The organism is Cupriavidus sp. 291-E7, from assembly GCF_057798835.1.
On sequence record NZ_JBYOJV010000002.1, the window covers coordinates 486,711 to 508,957 of the forward strand.

General features: G+C 65.1%; 20 protein-coding genes and 2 pseudogenes. 12 read left to right on the forward strand and 10 right to left on the reverse strand.

The window, feature by feature from the left end; all coding sequences use genetic code 11:
• Positions 1–119 precede the first annotated feature (119 nt).
• The 5 genes from AC3FLX_RS05265 (at position 120) to AC3FLX_RS05285 (ending at position 6,853) form a co-directional block, all read left to right on the forward strand.
• Positions 120–2,114, forward strand: a complete 1,995-nt coding sequence (locus AC3FLX_RS05265; RefSeq protein ID WP_488694479.1) for a DNA topoisomerase IV subunit B — start codon at positions 120–122, stop codon at positions 2,112–2,114.
• A gap of 20 nt (positions 2,115–2,134) precedes the next feature.
• Entirely contained in the window at positions 2,135–2,947 is an 813-nt protein-coding gene (locus AC3FLX_RS05270; protein WP_488694481.1) for a lytic transglycosylase domain-containing protein, read from the forward strand.
• Positions 2,948–3,077: 130 nt separating this feature from the next.
• Positions 3,078–5,408, forward strand: a complete 2,331-nt coding sequence (gene parC, locus AC3FLX_RS05275; RefSeq protein WP_488694483.1) for a DNA topoisomerase IV subunit A — start codon at positions 3,078–3,080, stop codon at positions 5,406–5,408.
• A 336-nt stretch (positions 5,409–5,744) separates the two neighbouring features.
• Complete coding sequence (locus tag AC3FLX_RS05280) at positions 5,745–6,323, forward strand: chromate transporter (protein WP_488694485.1); 579 nt, start codon at positions 5,745–5,747, stop codon at positions 6,321–6,323.
• Positions 6,323–6,853 (forward strand): chromate transporter, encoded by a 531-nt coding sequence (locus AC3FLX_RS05285; protein ID WP_488694721.1) that lies wholly within the window; start codon positions 6,323–6,325, stop codon positions 6,851–6,853. Before AC3FLX_RS05280 ends, AC3FLX_RS05285 begins: the two co-directional genes overlap by 1 nt.
• Before the next feature lie 62 nt (positions 6,854–6,915).
• On the opposite strand, the gene AC3FLX_RS05290 is transcribed toward AC3FLX_RS05285, so the two are convergent.
• The 7 genes from AC3FLX_RS05290 to AC3FLX_RS05320 form a co-directional block, all read right to left on the reverse strand.
• Positions 6,916–7,560 (reverse strand): glutathione S-transferase family protein, encoded by a 645-nt coding sequence (locus AC3FLX_RS05290; RefSeq protein ID WP_488694723.1) that lies wholly within the window; start codon positions 7,558–7,560, stop codon positions 6,916–6,918.
• 38 nt (positions 7,561–7,598) lie between these two features.
• Positions 7,599–8,786: an aminotransferase-like domain-containing protein gene (locus tag AC3FLX_RS05295; protein ID WP_488694487.1), complete on the reverse strand. Its 1,188-nt coding sequence runs from the start codon at positions 8,784–8,786 to the stop codon at positions 7,599–7,601.
• Between the two features lie 89 nt (positions 8,787–8,875).
• Positions 8,876–9,328 carry a RidA family protein gene (locus AC3FLX_RS05300; RefSeq protein WP_488694489.1) on the reverse strand — a complete coding sequence of 151 codons (453 nt, stop codon included), beginning with the start codon at positions 9,326–9,328 and terminating at the stop codon, positions 8,876–8,878.
• 13 nt (positions 9,329–9,341) lie between these two features.
• A complete protein-coding gene (locus AC3FLX_RS05305) occupies positions 9,342–10,313 on the reverse strand; it encodes a DMT family transporter (RefSeq protein ID WP_488694491.1) in 972 nt (323 codons plus the stop codon).
• A 5-nt stretch (positions 10,314–10,318) separates the two neighbouring features.
• On the reverse strand, positions 10,319–10,948 hold the full coding sequence (locus AC3FLX_RS05310) for a LysE family translocator (RefSeq protein WP_488694493.1): 630 nt from the start codon (positions 10,946–10,948) through the stop codon (positions 10,319–10,321).
• A gap of 5 nt (positions 10,949–10,953) precedes the next feature.
• A complete protein-coding gene (locus AC3FLX_RS05315) occupies positions 10,954–11,670 on the reverse strand; it encodes an alanyl-tRNA editing protein (RefSeq protein ID WP_488694494.1) in 717 nt (238 codons plus the stop codon).
• A gap of 34 nt (positions 11,671–11,704) precedes the next feature.
• Positions 11,705–12,382 carry a VOC family protein gene (locus AC3FLX_RS05320; protein ID WP_488694495.1) on the reverse strand — a complete coding sequence of 226 codons (678 nt, stop codon included), beginning with the start codon at positions 12,380–12,382 and terminating at the stop codon, positions 11,705–11,707.
• Positions 12,383–12,466: 84 nt separating this feature from the next.
• Between AC3FLX_RS05320 and AC3FLX_RS05325 the strand changes: the two genes are divergently transcribed.
• The 5 genes and pseudogenes from AC3FLX_RS05325 to AC3FLX_RS05345 form a co-directional block, all read left to right on the forward strand.
• The gene (locus AC3FLX_RS05325) at positions 12,467–14,008 is read left to right on the forward strand and encodes an aminotransferase-like domain-containing protein (RefSeq protein ID WP_488694497.1); all 1,542 of its coding nucleotides are present in this window, start codon (positions 12,467–12,469) and stop codon (positions 14,006–14,008) included.
• 132 nt (positions 14,009–14,140) lie between these two features.
• Positions 14,141–16,042: a molecular chaperone HtpG gene (htpG, locus tag AC3FLX_RS05330; protein ID WP_488694498.1), complete on the forward strand. Its 1,902-nt coding sequence runs from the start codon at positions 14,141–14,143 to the stop codon at positions 16,040–16,042.
• 174 nt (positions 16,043–16,216) lie between these two features.
• The gene (locus AC3FLX_RS05335; protein ID WP_488694726.1) at positions 16,217–16,720 is read left to right on the forward strand and encodes a DNA-deoxyinosine glycosylase; all 504 of its coding nucleotides are present in this window, start codon (positions 16,217–16,219) and stop codon (positions 16,718–16,720) included.
• 262 nt (positions 16,721–16,982) lie between these two features.
• Positions 16,983–17,798: pseudogene (locus AC3FLX_RS05340) on the forward strand (lysophospholipid acyltransferase family protein); the annotation flags it as partial.
• Positions 17,799–18,027: 229 nt separating this feature from the next.
• Positions 18,028–18,207: pseudogene (locus AC3FLX_RS05345) on the forward strand (DNA-deoxyinosine glycosylase); the annotation flags it as partial.
• 36 nt (positions 18,208–18,243) lie between these two features.
• Here the strand turns inward: AC3FLX_RS05345 and AC3FLX_RS05350 are convergent.
• The 3 genes from AC3FLX_RS05350 to AC3FLX_RS05360 all read right to left on the reverse strand — a co-directional run bounded on the left by AC3FLX_RS05350 (position 18,244) and on the right by AC3FLX_RS05360 (position 20,346).
• Entirely contained in the window at positions 18,244–19,329 is a 1,086-nt protein-coding gene (locus AC3FLX_RS05350) for an SRPBCC domain-containing protein (protein ID WP_488694500.1), read from the reverse strand.
• On the reverse strand, positions 19,326–19,691 hold the full coding sequence (locus AC3FLX_RS05355) for an ArsR/SmtB family transcription factor (RefSeq protein WP_488694502.1): 366 nt from the start codon (positions 19,689–19,691) through the stop codon (positions 19,326–19,328). Before AC3FLX_RS05355 ends, AC3FLX_RS05350 begins: the two co-directional genes overlap by 4 nt.
• A gap of 139 nt (positions 19,692–19,830) precedes the next feature.
• Entirely contained in the window at positions 19,831–20,346 is a 516-nt protein-coding gene (locus AC3FLX_RS05360) for a hypothetical protein (RefSeq protein ID WP_488694504.1), read from the reverse strand.
• Positions 20,347–20,490: 144 nt separating this feature from the next.
• Here AC3FLX_RS05360 and AC3FLX_RS05365 point away from each other — a divergent pair, with 144 nt between their 5' ends.
• Positions 20,491–21,264: a tetratricopeptide repeat protein gene (locus AC3FLX_RS05365; protein WP_488694506.1), complete on the forward strand. Its 774-nt coding sequence runs from the start codon at positions 20,491–20,493 to the stop codon at positions 21,262–21,264.
• Positions 21,265–21,293: 29 nt separating this feature from the next.
• The gene (locus AC3FLX_RS05370; protein WP_488694507.1) at positions 21,294–22,175 is read left to right on the forward strand and encodes a class I SAM-dependent methyltransferase; all 882 of its coding nucleotides are present in this window, start codon (positions 21,294–21,296) and stop codon (positions 22,173–22,175) included.
• Positions 22,176–22,247: the final 72 nt, after the last annotated feature.

Consider the following 22,247-nt stretch of genomic DNA (forward strand, 5'->3'; position numbering starts at 1 on the left):
CGTGCCGGACTATGAATTTCCCCGGCTTTTCAAAAGGGATGGCTGTCACGGCCATCCATTACAATGCAGCGCATCCCGGCCGTGGACGGCCGGCAAAGACCAATATCCGTATCGACTTCATGGCGAGCAAAACCAGTCAGTACAGCGAATCTTCCATCCGGGTCCTGAAGGGCCTGGAGCCGGTCAAGCAACGGCCGGGCATGTACACCCGTACCGACAACCCCCTGCATATCGTGCAGGAGGTGATCGATAACGCCTCGGACGAAGCGCTGGGCGGCTACGGCACCGAGATTCTCCTCACGCTGCACAAGGACGGCAGCATCAGCGTGGAAGACGACGGTCGCGGCATTCCAGTCGGCATGCACCCGGAAGAGGGCGTGCCCGTGGTGGAAATCGTCTTTACGCGCCTGCACGCGGGCGGCAAGTTCGATAAGGGTAAGGGCGGCGCCTACGCATTCTCGGGCGGCCTGCACGGCGTGGGCGTGTCCGTGACCAACGCGCTTGCCACGCGGCTGGACGTGACCGTCTGGCGCGACGGCTCGCAGTCGACGCTGACGTTCGAGCACGGCGGCGAAGTGACCCGCCCGCTGGAATCGCGCAAGCTCGAACGCGGCGAGAAGAAGAACGGCACGCGGGTGCAGGTGTGGCCCGACCCCAAGTATTTCGATTCGGCCGCCATTCCGATGGCCGAGCTGCAGCGTCTGCTGCGCTCCAAGGCCGTGCTGCTGCCGGGCGTCAAGGTAACGCTGGTTCTTGAGAAGACCGGCGAACAGACCGTATGGCAGTACGAGCAGGGCCTGAAAGGCTATCTCGTGGAAGCGCTGGCCCAGGGCAGCGGCGCCGAACTGGTGATCCCGATGTTCGAGGGCGAGCACTTTGCCGACCCCGACAAGAATGCCGGCGAGGAAGGGTTTGCCGAAGGCGAGGGCGCATCGTGGGTGGTGGCCTGGACCGAGGACGGCGCACCGGTACGCGAGTCGTACGTGAACCTGATTCCCACGCCGGCCGGCGGCACGCACGAATCCGGTCTGCGCGAAGGTCTGTTCCTGGCCGTGAAGAGTTTTATCGAGATGCACTCGCTGCAGCCCAAGGGCGTGAAGCTGATGAGCGAAGACGTGTTCGCGCGTGCCTCGTTCGTGCTGTCGGCCAAGGTGCTGGACCCGCAGTTCCAGGGGCAGATCAAGGAACGCCTGAACAGCCGCGATGCCGTGCGCCTGGTGTCCACGTTCAGCCGTCCGGCGCTCGAACTGTGGCTGAACCACCATGTCGACTTCGGCAAGAAGCTGGCCGAACTGGTGATTCGCCAGGCCCAGGCCCGCACGCGCGCCGCGCAGAAGGTGGAAAAGAAGAAGGGCTCCGGCGTGGCCGTGCTGCCCGGCAAGCTGACCGACTGCGAATCGACGGATGTCACGCGCAACGAGATCTTCCTGGTGGAGGGCGACTCCGCCGGCGGTTCGGCCAAGATGGGCCGCGACAAGGAATTCCAGGCCATCCTGCCGCTGCGCGGCAAGGTGCTGAACACCTGGGAGACCGAGCGCGACCGCCTGTTCGCGAACAACGAAGTGCACGACATTGCGGTGGCAATCGGCGTCGACCCCCACGGCGCGGACGACGAGCCTGACCTGTCGAACCTGCGCTACGGCAAGATCTGCATCCTTTCCGATGCGGACGTCGACGGCGCGCACATCCAGGTGCTGCTGCTGACGCTGTTTTTCCGCCATTTCCCGAAGCTGATCGATCTCGGCCACGTCTGCGTGGCACGCCCGCCGCTGTTCCGCGTCGACGCGCCCGCGCGCGGCAAGAAGCCCGCCCAGAAGCTCTATGCACTGGACGAAGGCGAACTCGAAGCCATCCAGGACAAGCTGCTCAAGGATGGCGTCAAGGACGGCGCGTGGCAGATCTCGCGCTTCAAGGGTCTGGGCGAAATGAGCGCCGAGCAGCTCTGGGAAACGACGATGAACCCGGACACCCGCCGGCTGCTGCCGGTGGCGCTGGGCGAATTCGACCTGCCGCAGACCGTCACCATGATGAACATGCTGATGGGCAAGGGCGAAGCCTCGCAACGCCGGAGCTGGCTGGAAGAGAAGGGCAACGAGGTCGAAGCCGACATCTGACGGCCAGACCTGAAGGAGCGATGATGCAGGAACGAGTGGGGCAACAGCGGATCAGGCGGATCAAGGCACAGGCGAAGCGCCTGGCTTGCACGCTGGCCGCGCTCGGCGCGTTCGGCATCGCCGCTCCGGCCCACGCGGAGTTGTGGGGCTACATCGACAGCGACGGCGTGGCGCACTTTGCCGATACGAAGCTCGACGGCCGCTACAAGCTGTTCATGAAGGACGGCGGCCAGTTCGATTCGGGCAATCTTGGCCATAGCGGTGTGATCACGCTGGGCGAAAAGGCCAGTCCGGGTAAGGACAAGCTGTTCCGCTACCTGCTCAACCATCCGAATATCCGCACCGTCGAACCGATCATCGAGCAGGTGGCCGGGGCACAGAATGTGGACCCGGCCCTCGTGAAGGCGGTGATGGCGGTGGAAAGCGGTTTCAATGCGTCGGCCGTGTCGCCGAAGGGTGCCATCGGCCTGATGCAGGTGATTCCGGATACCGGCGCGCGCTTTGGCATCGCGGCGGACAAGCGCCGTACCGTCGAAGAGAAGCTGGTCGATCCGAAGCTGAACATTTCGGCCGGCGTGCGTTACCTTCGCTTTCTGATGGAGCTGTTCCCGAACAATCTGGAACTGGTGCTGGCGGCCTACAACGCCGGAGAGGGCGCGGTGCAACGCTACAACAACCAGATTCCGCCGTTCCCGGAAACGCGCCAGTATGTGAGCACCGTGCTGGAGTTCTATCGGCTGTACCAGCCCTCGGCCGGTGGCGTGATCCGCACCGGGGTGGCGGCGGACAGGGTGCGCATGGTGATTGGCGGCGGCCGCCGGCCGATGCCCTGACGCGACGTTCGCACAATATCGGGCGCTATTTCCGGCGGTCTTGTCACCCACTTCCTTTAGAATCCCACGCTGACTGCAATTGCCGGAAGCCTGGCGCGTCCGCGCCGGGCATGCCGAACCCTTGCCTAACATGGATCAAGCAGATACTACGTTTCAGCCCGAAGAGCCGGCGGATTCGCTGACCCTCGCGCGGTACGCCGAGCGCGCCTACCTCGATTACGCCGTGAGCGTGGTCAAGGGCCGTGCCCTGCCCGAAGTGGCGGACGGCCAGAAGCCCGTGCAGCGCCGCATCCTCTACGCGATGCAGGCGATGGGCTTGCGCGCCGATGCCAAGCCGGTGAAGTCCGCCCGTGTGGTCGGCGAGGTGCTCGGTAAATTCCACCCGCACGGCGACCAGTCCGCCTATGACGCGCTGGTGCGCCTGGCGCAGGATTTCTCGCTGCGCTACCCGCTGATCGACGGCCAGGGCAACTTTGGCTCGCGCGACGGCGACGGCGCCGCGGCGATGCGCTACACCGAAGCCCGCCTGACCCCGATCTCGCGCCTGCTGCTCGACGAGATAGACTTGGGCACGGTCGATTTCCTGCCGAACTACGACGGTTCGGAGGAAGAACCGAAGCTGCTGCCCGCGCGGCTGCCGTTCGTGCTGCTGAACGGCGCGTCCGGCATTGCCGTGGGCATGGCCACCGAAATCCCGCCGCACAACCTGCGCGAGGTGGCTGGCGCCGCGGTGGCGATGATCCGCAACCCGAACATTTCGCTGGCCGAGCTGCTGGCGATCATGCCGGGGCCGGACTACCCGGGCGGCGGTCAGATCATCTCGCCGGCGTCGGAAATCGCCCAGATCTATGAGAACGGCCGCGGCAGCCTGAAGGTGCGCGCGCGCTGGACCATCGAGGAAATGGCGCGCGGCCAGTGGCAGATGGTGGTGACCGAGCTGCCGCCGAACACGTCGGCGCAGAAGGTGCTCGAGGAAATCGAGGAAATCACCAACCCGAAGATCCGCACCGGCAAGAAGGCGCTGACGCCCGAGCAGGCTCAGCTCAAGACCACGATGCTGGCCGTGCTGGACGCCGTGCGCGACGAATCGGGCAAGGACGCCCCGGTGCGGCTGGTGTTCGAGCCAAAGAGCAAGAACACCGAACAGCAGGACTTCATCCAGACCCTGCTGGCGCATACCAGCCTGGAGTCCGGTGCGCCGATCAACCTGGTGATGATCGGCACCGATGGCCGTCCGCGCCAGAAGGGCCTGCAGGAAATCCTGCGCGAATGGATCGAATTCCGCTTTGCCACGGTCACGCGCCGCACGCGCTTCCAGCTGAACAAGGTGGAGGACCGCATCCATATCCTCGAAGGCCGGATGCTGGTGCTGCTGAACATCGACGAGGTGATCCGCATCATCCGCGAGAGCGATGATCCCAAGCCCGCGCTGATCGAGGCGTTCCGCCTCAGCGACCGTCAGGCCGAGGACATCCTTGAAATCCGGCTGCGCCAGCTGGCGCGCCTGGAAGCGATCAAGATCGAACAGGAACTGGCGAAGCTGCGCGACGAGCAGGCCGAGCTGGACGTGCTGCTGAAGTCCGAGACCATGATGCGTCGCAAGATCATCAAGGAGATCGAGCAGGACGCCAAGCAGTACAGCCCGGAAGACAAGGACCCGCGCCGCACGCTGATCCAGGAGGCCAGCCGCGCCGCCGCCGAGGTGAAGGTGATCGACGAGCCGGTGACCGTGATCATGTCGGGCAAGGGCTGGGTGCGCACGCGCCAGGGACACGGCCACGATCCGTCGCAGTTCACGTTCAAGGCCGGCGACAGCCTCTATGCCACGTTCGAATGCCGCACCGTCGATACGATGCTGGCGTTTGGCAGCAATGGCCGGGTCTACTCGGTGGCCGTTTCCGGCCTGCCGGGCGGGCGTGGCGACGGGGTGCCGGTGACCACGCTGATCGACCTGGCCACGGGCTCGCAGATTGCCCATACGTTCGCGGGCGGCGCCGAGCAGCGCATGCTGATCGCCACGGCCGGCGGCAATGGCTTCCTCACGAAGGTTGGCGACATGATCAGCCGCCAGAAGGCCGGCAAGGCGTTCATCACGCTCGACGATGGCGACACGATGCTGCAACCGGCACCGGTCAGCGATGAAGCGACCCATGTGGCGTGCTTCTCGGCGAATGGCCGTCTGCTGCTGGTGGGGCTGGACGAGGTGAAGGTCCTCTCGGCCGGCGGACGCGGCGTGATCCTGATGGAACTGGAGCCAAAGGAAACACTGGAACAAGCCGTGCCGGTTGGCGCGCCGGGTCTGCTGATTTCGGGCACCGGCGTCCGTGGCGGCAAGGTGCCGCCGCAGAAGCTGGCTGGCAAGACGCTGATGCCTTATGTGGGCAAGCGCGCCCGCAAGGGCAAGGCGATCGAGCCGCGTCTCAAGGAAGTGAAGCTGGAACCGGTGAAGGTACCGGAGTAATCCGATATCGGAGGGAACACCGCTCGGTGTTTCCCTCGCTCCGCGTTCAACGCCGAGTGGTTTGCTCCCCTCTCCCGCATGGCGGGAGAGGGGCGGGGGGAGAGGGCAAGGCAGTTCAAATTGCGGTCATCGCATCCCGAGCCGCTGGCCCTTTCCCCCAACCCCTCCCACGCTGTGGAAGAGGGGCGTCTCATCGGTCCGCACGGCCTCCCCCCATCGCCAACCGCGACCCCCTCTTGCCATTTCGTGATATCCCTCGCCAGCCTGACGGCGAGTATCTGCCGTACCATGTCGGCACCCTGCCCATTCCGCTTGGCAGGCGATCATCGTCACGTCATGTCCTCCACGCCCCTGCTTGTCGAGCCATCGCTCGCGCCGCCTCCCAACGCCCGCACGCTGTTCCTTGAGTTCGCCCGCATGGGCTTGTCAGGCTTTGGCGGCGTGCTGCCGTTCGTGCGGCGCTCGGTGGTGGAGCGCAACCGCTGGCTCAACGATCGGGATTTCGTCGAGATCCTGAGTCTCGGACAGGTGCTGCCGGGTCCGAACGTCATCAACCTGGCGCTGATGCTGGGCCTGCGCTTTGCTGGCCTGCGCGGTGCGGTTGCGGCGTTCAGCGGGCTGGTGTTCGTGCCGATGGTGGTGGTGCTGTGCGTGATGGGCCTGTACCTGCGCTACCAGGACGTGCCGCAGGTGCGGCAGATGCTGGCGGGGATGACCGCCGTGGCTGCCGGCCTGGTGTTGTCGACGGGCGTGAAGCTGGCGCAGAGCCAGCCGCGCTCGGTGCGCGCCCTCGTCATCGGCGTGGTGGCGTTCGTGGCCATCGGCTGGTTGCGTTGGCCGTTGTTGCCGGTCATGGCCGTGCTGGTGCCAGTCGCGCTGGTGCTGGAATACCGCGCCATGCGCAAGGGGGCATGATGGCGCCACCGGAAATCCTGCGCGATCTGCTGAGCCACTTCGGCATGCTGTCGCTGCTTGCGGTGGGCGGGGGCGGCACGGTGATTCCCGACATGCACCGCTACCTGGTGGAAGCCAATCACTGGATGACCGACGAGCAGTTTGCCGCGCTGTACGCCATCTCGCAGGCGTCGCCGGGGCCGAACATCCTGTTCGTGGCGCTGTTCGGATGGCAGGTGGCCGGCGCGGCCGGCGCGTTCGCATCGATGCTCGGCATCTGCGGGCCATCCAGCGTGATCGCGCTCGGGTTCGAATATTTCGCCGGACGCTCGCCGCATGCGGTCTGGCCGGTGCTGATCAAGCGGGGCCTGTCGGCGCTGACCATCGGCCTGCTGATGTCCACGGGATGGGTGCTGGCCACCAGCGTCGACCATAGCTGGACGGCCGCGGCGGTGACGCTTGTGACGGTGGGGCTGATGCTGAAGACCAAGATCCACCCGCTGCTGCTGGTGGCCCTGGGCGCGGGCGCAGGGCTGCTGGGGCTGGTGTAGAGGTATGCAAGCATGCGCCCCCGAAAGCAACTGGGGGCGCAAACAAGCAGCTTCCGCGATTACTACTTCAACGGCAGCACCAGGATGCTGGTGGCCGCCGGGCGGGCGCGCATGGCGGCGAGCCAGCGCTCCAGGTTTGGCCGCGGCGCATGTGGCACTGGCGTGCCCATCCAGCGGTGCGCGGCGCAGGCCAGCGAGATGTCGGCCATCGTGAAGCGGTCGCCGCCGATGAACTCGCGGTTCGTCAGCGCATCGTCGAGCATCTTCGCCAGCGGCTCAGTGCGCTCGCACGATTTGTCGATGATGGCCTGGTCGCGCTGGTCCTCCGGCGTGCGGACCATCTGCAGGAAGGCCTGCACCATCGCCGGGCTGAACGTCGTGGTCTGCCAGTCCATCCAGCGGTCGGCCGAGGCACGCTGCTTGACGTCGGACGGCCACAGCGTGTCTTCGCCATAGCGCGCGCACAGGTAGCGCACGATCGCGTTCGACTCCCACAGCACGAACGGTTCGCCGGCCACGTCGGTGTCGCGGAAATCCTCGATCACCGGAATCATCCGGTTCGGGTTCAGGCGCACATACGCTTCGGCGTCGAGTTCGCCCTTCTGGTTGCCGATGTCGATGCGTTCATGGTCCAGGTGCAGCTCGCGCGCGCACCAGACCACTTTTTGCACGTTGATCGACGACAGGCGGCCCCAGATGCGCAGCATGGTGTGTGGCTCTCCGGCTTCCATGTCGTGGATGGCCATCAGGCCGCGCGCGGCTGCGGGGCGCCCTTGGCGATGGCTTCACGGAACAGCTCGCCCAGGATCGACACACCCTGTTCGATGCGCTCCTGCGGTACCGTCACGAAGGCCAGGCGCAGCGTGTTCATGCGCGGGTTGCCGGCGTAGAACGGCGCGCCCGGCACGTAGGCCACGTTACGGCGCACGGCTTCTTCCAGGATCGTCATGCTGTTCAGGCCTTCCGGCAGCTCCACCCAGATGAACATGCCGCCTTCGGGCGCGTTCCAGGTGACGCCGGCCGGCATGTGGCGCTTGAGCGCGTCCAGCATGTACGCGCATTGCTTGCCATACAGCTCGCGGATGGTGGGGATGTGGGTTTCCAGCAGCCCGTCCTTGACCGTCTCGTAGGCAATGCGCTGCGTGAAGGTCGGCGTGTGCAGGTCCGATGCCTGCTTGGCCTGGCACAGCTTGAAATGCAGTTCGGGCGGAGCGATCACGAAGCCCAGGCGCATGCCCGGTGCCAGGATCTTCGAGAACGAACCCATGTAGATCACGCCGTCCGTGTTCATCGACAGCAGCGTCGGCAGCGTGTTGCCGGTGTAGCTCAGTTCGCCATACGGATCGTCTTCCACCAGCAGGATGCCCAGTTCCTGCGCACGCTTGACCAGCGCCTGGCGACGCTCCAGCGGCAGGCGGCGGCCCGTGGGGTTCTGGAAGTTCGGCAGCGCGTACAGAAAGCGCGCGCCGGCGGTCAGCTCCGCGGTCAGCGCTTCGGGGATCAGGCCCTTTTCGTCGGACGGGATCGACACGAATTCCGGTTCGAACAGCGAGAACGCCTGCAGCGCGCCCAGATAGCTAGGCGTTTCCACCAGCACCGGGCTGCCCGGATCGATCATGACCTTGGCGATCAGGTCCAGCGCCTGCTGCGAACCCGTGGTGATCAGCACGCGCTCGACGCCGACGTTGTACCGCTTGGCCACGAACTCGCGCAGCGGCAGGAAGCCTTCGGTGGCGGCGTACTGCAGCGCGCTTTGCGGGTTATCGGCGAATACACGGGCCACCGCCGCTTCCATTGCCGCTACCGGGAACGACGCCGGAGAGGGCAGGCCGCCGGCGAACGAAATGACTTCCGGACGCTCGGTGACTTTCAGGATTTCGCGGATGGCCGAGCTGGTCAGTTGCTGTGCTCGGCGGGAGATGGCCCATTTCATGATTGGTCTCGTGGTGGGGGTAAGTTCGTGTGCCAGGCCCGTGGGCCTGGCAATGTCTCTATTGGTATCGGGCGGTCGGATTCCGACGATCAGATCTCGACGATCATTTCGATCTCGACGCAGGCGCCCAGCGGGATCTGCGCCACGCCAAAGGCGCTGCGGGCATGCTTGCCTTTCTCGCCGAACACTTCGGCCAGGAATTCGGAGCAGCCATTGGTCACCAGGTGCTGCTCGGTGAACTCCGGCGTGGAATTCACCAGGCTCATCACCTTGACGATGCGCTTGACGCGGTTCAGGTCGCCGATATGGCCGTGCAGCGTGGCCAGCAGGTCGATGGCGATGCTGCGCGCGGCCTGTTTGCCGGATTCGGTGTCGATGTCCTTGCCGAGCTTGCCGGCCCACGGCTTGCCGTCGCGGCGGGCGATATGGCCCGACAGGAATACGGTGTTGCCAGTGGTCGCTGCCATCACATAGGCGGCTGCGGGGGCGCCGGCGGTGGGCAGTTCCACGCCGAGTTTGGCAAGGGTGTCGTAGACGGACATGCGGTGACTCCTGTCAGTGAATGCGTCCTGGGAGGATGGGGGGCGTTTCTCCAGCCGCGGGGGCGGATGGCGTGGCGGGTGCGGTGTTGCGCACGGCGGCGCGCCGGCCGAGGGCCACTACGGCGATCACCGCCACTGCGAAAGCGACGGTGGCGGCATCGAGAGGCTCGGCCAGAATCACGGCGCCGCCCGCCAGCGTGAGGAACGGCTGCAGCAATTGTATCTGGCCTACGCGGGCCACGCCGCCTTTTGCCAGGCCGGCGTACCAGAACAGAAAGCCGATGAACATCGAAAACACCGAAACATAGGCCATGCCGATCCATGCACGCGGCGATGCGGCGGCAATTTCCGGTGCGTGCCGCAGTACCAGCCACGCCACCACCGGCACCAGCACCGGCAGAGACACCACCAGCGCCCAGCTAATCGTTTCCAGCCCGCCCAGCTCGCGCGACAGCTTGCCACCTTCGGCATAGCCGAGTGCCCCGAGCACCACGGCCAGGAACAGGAACCAGTCGGCATGCTGCAGGCCGCCCGCACCCTGCCACAGTGCAAAGCCCACCACCAGGGCGCTGCCCGCCAGCGCGGAGAGCCAGAATCCGAGCGATGGCCGCTCGTTGCCGAACCATGCGGCGAACACCGCCGTCGCCAGCGGCAGCAGGCCGATCACGATGGCGCCGTGCGCGGCCGGCACCTCGCGCATGGCGAGCGACGAAAACACAGGGAATCCGACGACCACGCCAATCGCGGTCACCGCGAGTCTCGGCCATTGGCGTCCGCGCGGGCGTTTCGACGGCACCAGGGCGCCGCGCGCGGCCAGCAGTGCAAGCGCAAGCGCGGCGGCGATCACGGCGCGGGCCAGCGCCACGAACGTCGCATCAAGCTCGGCCACGGCCATGCGCGTGAACGGCAGCGTCTGGCTGAAGATCGCCACGCCGATAAAGCCCAGCAGCATACCGCCGGAGTGAGGGTGGGAGTTCTGACTCATGACTTTCAGTGAGGTTGTCCGGCGATGGCGATCCACACGGCCGTCAGCGCGAGCGCCAGCCCCATCGCACCATTGAACCAGCGCACGCGGCTGCCATGCATCAGCCACTGCCGCAGCGACGCACCCAGCACGCCATAGGCGCCATTGCTGCAGAACCCGAACGACGCGAACAGCACGCTCACCAGCAACACGCGCTGGCCCAGCGACGGCGCGCCTTCCATATACGAGGCGGCCACGGCCAGCGCCAGCATCCACGCCTTGATGTTCGCGTACTGCATGGCGATCGATTGCCAGACGTTCATCGGCTTGAGCACGTTCTTTTCGGCCAGCGATGTGCTGCGCGCAATGCGCAAGGCCAGCCAGAGCAGGTACAGCACGCCCGCCACGCGGATCAGCGTGGCCAGCATCGGACTGGCCAGGATCAGCGCACCGATGCCCGTGGCGCAGAGCGCGATGATGCTGGCAAAGCCTACCGACACGCCGATGCAATGGGGCAGGGTGGCGCGCAGGCCGAAATTGGCGCCGGTGACGGCCGCGACAGTCGTGTTCGGTCCGGGCGTGAACGCGCCCACCGCGAGCAGCGTGACCAATGCCAGAAACTGGGCCATCGACAGGCCCGTCAGCCAGGTTTCCATGCCGGTCATGCGAAGTTGACGACCACGCGCCGGTTGGTGCGGCTCTTCTTCTCGATCTTGGTCACGACCATCGCGCCGATCTCGCCCGTATTGGCCACGTGCGTGCCGCCGCACGGCTGGCGGTCGACGCCGGGAATCTCGACGATGCGGATGGTGGAGGTGCCGGCCGGCGGCGCCGCGCCCACGGTGCGTACCAGGTCCGGCTGCGCGGCCAGTTCTTCGGGCGTGATGCGATCGATGCTGACCGGCGTCTTTGCATCGATCAGCGCGTTCAGTTGTTCGGTCAGCACGGTCTTGTCGAGCGTCGATTCGGGCAGGTCAAAGTCGATGCGCGCGGAGTCTGGCGAGATGCCGCAGCCCGTGACCGGCACCGGGATCAGCGAACCAAGCAGATGCAGGCAGGTGTGCAGGCGCATCAGCCGATGGCGCCGCGCCCAGTCGATCTTCACCTCGACGCGGTCGCCGGCCTTCAGCGCGGGCATGTCGGGTGCGGGAACGTGCAGGATGCGCGTGCGATCGTCGGCATAGACCGTATCGGCCAGCGTGATCGCTCGGCCATCGGCCGTGGTCAGCGTGCCGGTGTCTCCGGCCTGCCCGCCGCTGCGCGCGTAGCAGACGGTCTGATCCAGCTCGATGCCCGCATCGCTGACCGCCAGTACCGTGGCCTGACAGTGATCGAGGTAAGCGTCGTCGTCGAAACGCTTTTGCGTGGCAGCTGGCATCGGGGGCTCCTTGGGTGTGTCTGGTTTTTGTCGTTCAGCGCAGGGTCTTGATGCCCGCTGGGGTTTCGATCTCGGCCGTCAGCAATGGCGGGCCGTCGGTCTGTTCGATTTCGATCAGGTACGTGGCGCCGATCCATGCCAGGCCCTGCCGCAGCAGTTCGGCATGCGGATGCTGGCCGCGCAGCTTGCGCAGGGCCAGATCCTGGCGCGGCAGGCTGTTGCCGGGATGGTTGGGCACGTCCCACTGGATCAGCGTCGGGAACAGGCCGTCGCCCGCGCTGGCCGCATCGCCGTGCCACGTGGGCAGGCTGCCGTCATCAGGCACGGTCAGCCGCCAGTGCAGAGTGCCGCGGTCCATCGGAATGGCGGGGGCGATCTTGTCGGGATATTGCGACTGCCAGCGCGAAAGATCGGCCGGACGCTCGACGCGGGCGGCCCAGTGCGCCAGGAACGGCCCGTCGCGCAGACGCTGCTGCGTCAGGTCGCTGTCCAGCCCAAACCAGCGCGGGCGCTCTGGCGCTGGGGCGGCCGGATCGATGGCGATCACCTCAAGGTACATCCCGCCGAACATGCCCAGCACGCGATTGTGCGTGCCCATGCGCGGGTGGGCGCCGCCGCCCTGCGGGGCAATGCCGAGCAGGGCGGCGACATGCCGGGTACCCGACTCCAGGTCAGGCGCGGCAATCACGAGATGATCGATGGCAAGTTTCATTGTGGGTTGATGGTAGTCAAGGTAGTCGGTACAGTACCGATACAGTTGAGCAAGTCGTCTTCAGTACAGTTGCGGGAGCGCCACATGGAAGGCAGCCAGAAGAACAATCGGGACGGAAATGACGGGGCCGCGGGCGCCACGCCAGGAGGCACTCGGCCGCTGCGGCTGGTGATGCCGCCGGCCGGCCATCCCCAGCTACCCGATCCCATCCCGTCCGCGCAGATGACGCTGGTCGAGCAGCTGACCGAATGGGCGCGGCTACGCATCGACGAGCGCGTCTTCCGGGCCGGCATGCGCATGCCGTCGATCCGCCAGCTGGCCTCGGAAAAAGGCATCTCGCGCTTTACCGTGGTGGAAGCCTATGAGCGGCTGGTGGCGTTGGGCTACCTGGAGTCGCGGCGCGGTTCGGGCTTCTATGTGCGAGACCGGCTGCCGCATCCGTCCGTGGTGGCGCCCGTGGCCTCGCCCGCCATCCGCAATGTCGATGTCACCTGGCTGCTGCGCAGCATGTTCCACTCGGCCGAGAGCCACAAGGCGCCGGGCTGGGGATTCCTGCCCAACGAATGGCTCGATGGCGAGTTGCTGTCGGGGGCCATGCGCAGCCTGGGCCGGCAGCCGGGCGGGCATTTCCTGTCCAGCGGCACGCCGCTGGGCTTTCTGCCGCTGCGGCAGCAGTTGCGTACCCGGCTGGAGGAACTGGAGATTGGCGTCACGCCCGATCAGATCGTGATGACGTCGGGCATTACCCAGGCTTTCGACCTGATCGCGCGGCAGTTCCTGCATCCGGGAGACACCGTGGTGGTAGGCGATCCCGCCTGGTTCGTGATGTTTGCCCGCTTTGCCACGCAGGGTGCCAATGTGATTGGCGTGCCTTATACCGCCGACGGCCCAGATCTGGAGGCGCTGGAGCGTATTGCGCAGGCGCACAAGCCCAAGCTGCTGGTGGTCAATTCGGTGCTGCACAACCCCACGGGCACCTCGCTTTCCGCCGCCCGGGCGTTCCGCCTGCTGCAACTGGCCGAGCAGTACGGCTTCACGATCGTCGAGGACGATATCTATTGCGACCTCTGCCCGCCCGGCCATGCCGCCACGCGACTGGCCAGCCTGGACCAGCTCAAGCGGGTGATCTACCTTGGCAGTTTTTCGAAGACGCTGGCCGCGAACCTGCGTGTGGGCTTTATTGCCGCCAGCCCGGATCTTGCGGAGAGTCTGACCGACAGCAAGCTGGTGACGGGCATGGCCACGCCGGAGATCAACGAGCGCGTGGTCTACAAGGTGCTGACGGAAGGGCACTACCGCAAGCACACCGAGCGTGTGCGGGTGCGGCTCGACCGCGCCCGTGACGAAACACGCGAGCAGCTGGAGCGGCTGGGCATCCGCATCTTCCCGGGCCAGGTGGCCGGCATGTACCTGTGGGCCGATACGGGCGTGGATACCAACGTCATTGCCACGGCCGGGCACGAGGAAGGCTATCTGTTCGCACCGGGCAGCCTGTTTTCGCCATCGCAGATGCCATCCACGTGGACGCGCTTCAACGTGGCCAGCAGCAGCGATCCGGGCATGCTGCGCTTTCTGGCCGGTCAGATGGAGCGCCTGTCGGGCCAGCCGGCGGCATCGGCCACCTGAGACGCGCCTCGGGTCTGGATAGGGGCTTGAAATCCCACCCCTCCGACCCTATTTCCAGCCCCATCGATCCTGCTTCGGAACAGACGGAGCAGGGCACCCCAGTTTCACGGATTCGTTTTCAAGAGGAGAACCATGACCGCACCGCACGAGACGATGAGCTTCCAGGCGGAAGTGAAGCAGTTGCTGCACCTGATGATCCACTCGCTGTACAGCAACAAGGAAATTTTCCTGCGCGAGCTGGTATCGAACGCTTCGGACGCCACCGACAAGCTGCGCTTCGAGGCGATTGCGAATCCGGCCTTGCTTGAGAACGATGCCGATCTGGCGATCCGGATCGAAGCCGACCCGGCCGCACGCACGCTGAAGATCACCGACAACGGCATCGGCATGAGCCGTGACGAGGCGATCCGCAATCTGGGCACCATCGCCCGTTCGGGTACCAAGGAATTCTTCCAGCAGTTGTCCGCCGACCAGCAGAAGGACGCCGCGCTGATCGGCCAGTTCGGCGTGGGCTTCTACTCGGCCTTCATCGTCGCGGACAAGGTCACCGTCGAAACGCGCCGTGCGGGCCTGAGCGCCAGCGAAGCGGTGCGTTGGGAAAGCGCCGGCGACGGCGAATTTACGATCGATGCGATCGACCGCACCGAGCGTGGCACCACAATCACGTTGCACCTGCGCGACGGCGAGGACGATTTCCTGTCGTCGTACCGCCTGCAACACATCGTCCGCAAGTACTCGGACCATATCTCGCTGCCGATCCGCATGCCCAAGGAAGAGTGGGATGCCGAGGCGCAGCAGCAGAAGCTGACTGGCGAGTGGGAAAGCGTGAACCAGGCCAGCGCGCTCTGGACCCGCAACAAGTCCGATATCTCCGACGAGCAATACCAGGCGTTCTATCAGCACATCGCGCACGACCACGAGGCGCCGCTGGCCTGGACGCACAACCGCGTGGAAGGCCGCAGCGAATATACGCAGCTGCTGTACATCCCGGCGCGCGCGCCGTTCGACCTGTGGGACCGCAACCACAAGGCCGGCCTGAAGCTGTACGTGAAGCGCGTGTTCATCATGGACGACGCGGACCAACTGCTGCCGGCGTACCTGCGCTGGGTCAAGGGCGTGGTGGATTCGGCCGACCTGCCGCTGAACGTTTCGCGTGAGCTGCTGCAGGAAAGCCGCGACGTGAAGGCCATCCGCGAGGGCTGCACCAAGCGCGTGCTGTCGATGCTGGAGACGCTGGCGGACAGCGAGGATGAAGCCGAGCGCGCCAAGTACAAGACCTTCTGGGAACAGTTCGGCCAGGTGCTCAAGGAAGGCATGGGCGAGGACCACGCCAATGCCGAGCGCATCGCCAAGCTGCTGCGCTTTGCGACCACGCACGGCGACACGGCCGAACAGTCGGTGTCGCTGGCGGATTATGCAAGCCGTATGAAGGAAGGGCAGGACAAGGTGTACTACGTCACGGCTGATACGTGGACCGCCGCGAAGTCGAGCCCGCATCTGGAAGTGTTCCGCAAGAAGGGTATCGAAGTGGTGCTGCTGACGGAGCGCGTCGACGAATGGATGCTGTCTTACCTGCGCGAATTCGACGGCAAGGAGCTGGTATCCGTCGCGCGCGGCGACCTGGACCTCGGTGCGCTGGCTGACGAAGCCGAGAAGGCCGAGCAGGAGAAGGCCGCGACCGAATGGAAGGACGTGGTGGAACGCGCCAAGACCGTGCTCGAAGGCAAGGCCAAGGACGTGCGCGTGACGCTGCGCCTGACCGATTCGGCATCGTGCCTGGTGTCCGACGACGGCGACATGAGCGGGTATCTGCAACGCCTGCTGAAGCAGGCCGGCCAGAAGGCGCCCGACGCGCAACCGATTCTGGAACTGAACCCCGAGCACGCGCTGGTGAAGAAGCTGCGCGACCTGCCCGAGGGCGACGGTTTCAGCGACCGCGTGCGCGTGCTGTTCGATCAGGCCCTGCTGGCCGAAGGCGGCATGCTCGACGATGCGGCTGCGTATGTGCAGCGAGTGAACCGGCTGTTGGCCTGATCCTCGTTGTCGCAGTTTGATGCGTCTGCCCTTTCCCCCGGCCCCTCTCCCGCAGGCGGGAGAGGGGAGCAACCCGCAGACCTTGGCGATGCCCGTGGTTTTCTCCCCTCTCCCGCGAGCGGGAGAGGGGCGGGGGGGAGGGCAATCCGTTCCATGTCTCACCACGCCAATCCGATGACCACCAAACGTTGTTTCCCTCCGGTCGTCGACGAGCACACCCGCGTGCTCGTGCTCGGCAGCCTGCCGGGCGAAGTTTCCCTCGCACAATCGCAGTATTACGCGCACAAGCAGAATCAGTTCTGGCGGTTGGTTGGCGATGTCGTCGGCGAGGATCTCGTCGGGATGGAATATCCGGCACGCCTGCAAACGCTGCTGGATCACAACATCGGTTTATGGGATGTGGTGGCGGAAGCGAAGCGTGAAGGTAGCTTGGACAGCAACATCCGCGATCATGCCGGAAATGATCTGGTGGGTTTGGTCGAATCGCTGCCGATGCTTCGTGCGATTGCATTCAATGGCGGCACGGCCGAGCGCATGGGCCTGAAGGCTCTCGGGCGACATGGCGGTCATCATCATATTCTCAGGCTTCCATCGAGCAGTCCGGCCCATACCATGTCGTATCGGGAAAAGCTGCAGGCTTGGTGCGAGTTGGAGGTATGGCTCGCCAAGGCAGTGTGACCGCGCAGCCGACGAAAAAAGCCCCGCATTTGCGGAGCTTTTTTGACTGACTCAAGGCTCAGATCGGCTCGATCCTGGTGGCTGCCGGCCCCTTTTTGCCTTCTTGCTGCGACTTGAATCCGCTGCCTTGGGTTCTAAAGAGGTGTGCGAAGAGATCGGTTCCGTCAGCGGAATATGCTAGATTTGCCACTCAGCGCAAGACGCCCGGCGTGTAGTGTTGCGCTCCGTTGGCGATTGAATCGGCAAGCTTCCATCCTTGACTATGCATCCGCATCCAATTCTCCTGAGCAGTCTTCTGTCCAAGGTGGTACGGCTGCTTGCTGCGCTGCCATTGCCTGTCGCACACTCGGCGGGACGCATTCTGGGGCGAATGGTCTATGCCTTTCCGGGACGGTACCGGCACCATCTACGGCAGAATGCGGCCCAAGCCGGCTTTGCCGAGCCGGATTTCGCCCGCCAGGCCGCAGGCGAGACCGGTGCCATGATGATCGAACTGGCACGCGTGTGGTATCGCAGCCGGGTCAGTCTGGACCAGGTCGTGTGCGATGACTGGGATGTGATTGAGCGCGCGCTGGCGGAAGGTCGTGGGCTCATCATGCTGACGCCGCATCTTGGATGCTTTGAACTGGCAGCTCGTTATGCCGCAGAGCGTATCCCGCTGACCATCATGTTTCGCCCGCATCGCAAGCCGCAGTTGCAAAATCTGCTTCAAGCGGTACGTGATACTTCGAGCCTGAAGGCAGTCCCTGCAACTTCCCACGGTGTACGCTGTTTCGTGCGCGCGCTGCGACAGGGCGGGGCGGTCGGGCTGTTGCCGGATCACGCGCCCAAGGGCGATGGGGTATGGGTGCCATTCTTTGGCCGCATGGCGTACACCATGACGCTACCGGGCAAGCTCGCGGCACAAACCGGCGCGCCTCTCATTATTGCTGCTGGCGAGCGCTTGCCCGGAGGGCGTGGCTGGCGCATGCATGTGAAGCGTCTGGATGGGCCACTCCCATCGACCGTTGAAGCGCAGGCGGCATGGATCAACGCCGAGATGGAAGAGATGATCCGACGGTTTCCACTGCAGTATCTGTGAGGTTACAACCGCTTCAAGATTCCGTCGGGCGCGTCGGCGCCTGATGCGAGTGCATGTCCCGGCAATGGGGTCTAGCTGCCAGGTTCGAAAAATTCTGGAGCCGCTTGGGCGCTTGTCGGATGAAAAGCGCGAGATGCTGATGGGCGTGATCCTCCAACTGGTCTCTGGGCTCTCGACGTAGTAGGTGCCCGGCTCGCGGTCAGGGTGTCAAATTGACCAAAACCAACCGAAGCTGAGAGCGATTGCTTTCAACGGCGGCAAGGCGGCCAAGATTGGTGAAAAAGCGCTGGGCGATCATGGCGACCAGCATGCCATCGTCAAACTGCCTTCGAGCAGTCCGGCCTACACCCTCGCGTATGCGGAAAAACTGATCGCGTGGCAGGCGCTGCGCGAGTGGCTGGATTAACGCGGCGCCCAGTCAATCGATCAATCGGTTAATCGGTCAATCGAATTTCGGCTGCGTTGCCGCATAGCTGGGCCGCGCACGCATCACGGCATGACCGCGGCGGATGTTAGGGCGCGTCTCCAGCAGCGCCTGGCTCTCGGGGAACATTCCCAGGTACTCGACGATCGGTGCGAAGAACAGATCCGCCATCGATAGCGCATTGCCAACCAGGAAGTCCCGGCCGTCGTACGCCTGCTCCAACGCATCGAGCTGTTTTGCCATCTCAGGCACGGCTGCTTCGATGATCTGGCGGTCGGGCTGGCCGTTCTCTCCCTTGGGGAACACGTACTGCAGCACGTAGCGGCGCACCATTGCGTCATAGGCGTGGCAGTTGATCAGGCTGATCCACTGCTCGTTCCGCGCACGCGCGGTGGGGCCGGTCTGCGGGATCAGGTTGATGCCGTCGAAGACGTCATTGACGTAGCTAAGGATGGCGCGCGTTTCGTAGAACTCGATCGGGCCGTCGGCGAATGCTGGAATGCGTCCGAACGGGTTGTGCGCCAGCAGTTCGTCATCGCGTGGTGTCAGCGGCTTGAGTGTGTAGCGGAGGCCTTTTTCCTCCAGCGCCAGACGTACCGTGCGGACATAGGTGCTGCGGCCATCGCCATAGACGGTCAGCGTGCCCGCGCTGCCTTCCGGGTCCAGGTAATCGCTCAGATTGTTGAAGACCGATTGCCAGCCGCTGACATGGGAGTCGCGCATCGCGGCGTCCGGAAATCCGCTGTGCCGCATATGAAGATGGGTGCCGCCGTCCTTGTCGGTCAGCGTAACTTCGATCAGCGTGCGCAGGCCGGCGGGCAATTCCGCGCCGCCTTCCCATTGCCAGGTGTAAGCCAGGAAGTCGGCACGGTCGATGCGCTGGTATTCGCCACCGACGATATGCTGCTCGCCATCGCGCGCCCCGACAGCGATCCGGTACTTGCCACCCACGCGCGCGTCGGCACGCGCTTCCAGTACCTTCATGCCACGCGGGCAGTGCCAGGCGGCCAATGCCGACTGGTCCGTAAAGGCATCGAATACCCGCTCGCGCGGCGCGCGGATCTGGCGGGTCAATTCCAGTTGAAAGGTAGCCGCTTCGCTCATGACTTGATCCCCTTGTCTGATGTGACATCGGTGTCTGATTGCGCCTGCTCGACAAAGGCCACGAGCCTGTCGAGATTGCTTTCCCAATACTGCCGATAGGTCTCCAGCCAGCCGTGCGCATCGCGCAACGCACCCGGCCGCAGATGGCAGATGCGCCAACGGGCGTTGATCTCGCGCTCGATCAGGCCGGCGTCGGCCAGCACCCGGAGGTGCTTGGAGATGGCGGGGGCGGACATGTCGAACGGGCGTGCCAGTTCGCTGACCGGCGCCTCCCCCTCGGACAGACGCGCCAGGATGGCGCGCCGCGTGGGATCGGCCAGGGCGGCGAAGACAGTCGAAAGCGGATCGGCGGTATTGGGCATGCGCTCATTTAACTCATTGGTTAAATGAAGATCAAGGGTTGTTACAAGTGCCGGGCGGTGAAAGGGGAGGAGGGAAGTGCCCGGCCGGAGCGAGTCCGGCCGGGCGTTGGGCGTCTCGAAAGAGAAGGGAAGCGGCCGTTCAGGCCGTCGTATTGACGATGTTGCCGGTGCTGCTGCCCGTGGCTTCTTGGTACGCCTCCGACAGCTTGGCCATTGCCGCGGACAGCGCCGCCTGGGTGGCGGTCACGCCAGCCTGCAGCGTGGCGACCGTGCTGGCCTTGGTCTGGTCGTCCGTCGGCGCGGCTTGCGCGGACTGCAGTTGGGCCATCTGGGCGGCCAACTGTTTCTGCAGCGCTTCAATCTGCTGCTTCAGGGCCTTGATGACCGCGGATTCGCTGTCTTGGCTGCTGCTGTCGGCGCCGGCCGCACCGCCCGCGCCGCCTGCCTTGCCGGTGCCGGCGGGTGCCGTAATCTTGCCGCCCGCGCCGGTGGCCGACGAGGAAGATGCCGATGCCAAGCCGGTGGAGCCGGATGCCTGGCCGTCGGCGGTCTGTGCCGTGGCGTCGTCAGTGCCCTGGGTGAAGCGGCGGTTGTTGGTGACCGTCGCGTCACTGGCCACCATGACTTGTGGCGTAACGCTGCTGATGGATGTCATTGTTGGAGTCCGATCGAAGAGAGAGCCCACATCCTTCTTCGGCCGGAGGTCCTGAAAACTTTAGCGCGACGGGCGAAGTCATACTGGCTTCTGTCACAATCGCGGCTGTCCGGCTTTCGGACGCCCCTCACAGGATCGGATTCCATGTTGTCCTCCCTCGGTATCGGCGGTATCGGCGGCATTGGCCTGCACGTCATCGTCGCGATCTTCTTCGCTGTGCATGCCGTTCGTACTCACCAGAACATGTACTGGCTGTTGTTGCTGTTCCTCTTCCCGGGACTCGGCAGCGTCGTCTACTTCTTCGCCATTTATCTGCCCGGCCTGCGTCAGACGCGCGGCGCGCAGGTGGCAAAGCGCGCGATCAACCAGATCGTCGACCCGGGTCGCGCCGTGCGCGAGGCGCGGCAGGCGTTCGACCGCGCGCCGACCGTCGAGCACCGCATGCGCCTGGGTGCGGCCTTGCTCGATGCTGGCAACCCGGGCGAGGCGCTCGAACACTACGAGGCCGCCGCCAATGGCCCATTTGCCTCCGATCCGGCGTTGCTGGAGGGGTTGGCCCGCGCGCAACTGGCAACGGGCCGCCATGCGGAAGCCCAGGCCACGCTCGAAAAGCTGTTCGCCGCCAACCCGCGTGCGCGCGATCAGTCCGAGCCGTCGCTGCTGTATGCGCGGACATTGGCGGCGCTGGGCGCGCCGGGTGCGCGCGATGCCTTCGAGCGCGCGCTGACCAATGCCAGCGACGTGGCCGCGCGCTGTCTGTATGCCGACTGGCTGGCCAAGCAGTCCGATACGGCTGACCGTGAGCGTGCCAAGTCCTTGTATTCCGAAATCGTTCATGACGCGCGCCATTGGCCGCGTCATGCCCGCGAGCACAATCGCGAATGGCTGCAGCGCGCGCAAACCGCGCTGGGCCAATGATCCGCGCCCTGGGCGCACTTCTTTCTTCCATGACGCTTCTGAAACGTAAATCGATCGAGGCCGTAGCCTCGCGCCGCCCCCCGCGCGGCAACCGTGAGTCCTCGCGCAAGAACCTTTCCAAAGACGCCGATGAAAAGCGCATGACCCCGCGTTTCGCGCCGGTCACGTTCTCCGAAATGGATGGCGTGCGCTATCTGCATTTCGGTACCGAGTGGGTGCAGGGCGCCATGCGCCTGCGCAAGCCCGAGGCCATCGAACTCGAATACGCGCAGCAGATGATGGCCTGGCTGCTGTTCCTGTCGCCGTCGTCCGCCGATTTCCACGTGGCGCAGCTTGGGCTGGGCGCGGCGGCACTGACCAAGTTCTGCCATCGTCATTTCGCAAAGGCGAAGGTCACCGCGGTGGAGCTGAACCCGGCCGTGATCGTGGCAGGCCGCAGCATGTTCGGCCTGCGCGAGGACGATGCCCGACTGACCGTGCGCGAGCAGGATGCCTGGGACTACGTGATGGATGGCGCCAGCACCGCTGCGATCGATGCGCTGCAGGTTGACCTGTACGACGCCACGGCGCGTGGCCCGGTGCTGGACACCACGGCGTTCTACCGTGCCTGCCGCCGTGTGCTGAAGGCGCCCGGCGTGATGACGATCAACCTGTTCGGTGACCACGAGAGTTTTCCGAAGAACATCGTGCGGATCTGCGATGCCTTCGATAATCGCGTGCTGGTGTTCCCGGAGGTGCACGATGGCAACGTCATCGCGCTGGCATTCAATGGCCCGGCGATTGACGTGTCATGGGAGACGCTGGAAGCGCGGGCCGCGGTGATCGAGGAATCGACCAAGCTGCCGGCCAAGGACTGGGTCAAGAAACTGCGCGCGGCGAATGCGCGGCAGGAAGAGCGGCTGGTGATCTGAGTTTGCGTGGAACCGGCATCCGCCTCCCGCGTTGTGGGAGAGGGATGCCAACAAGCGGCAATTTCGGCCGTG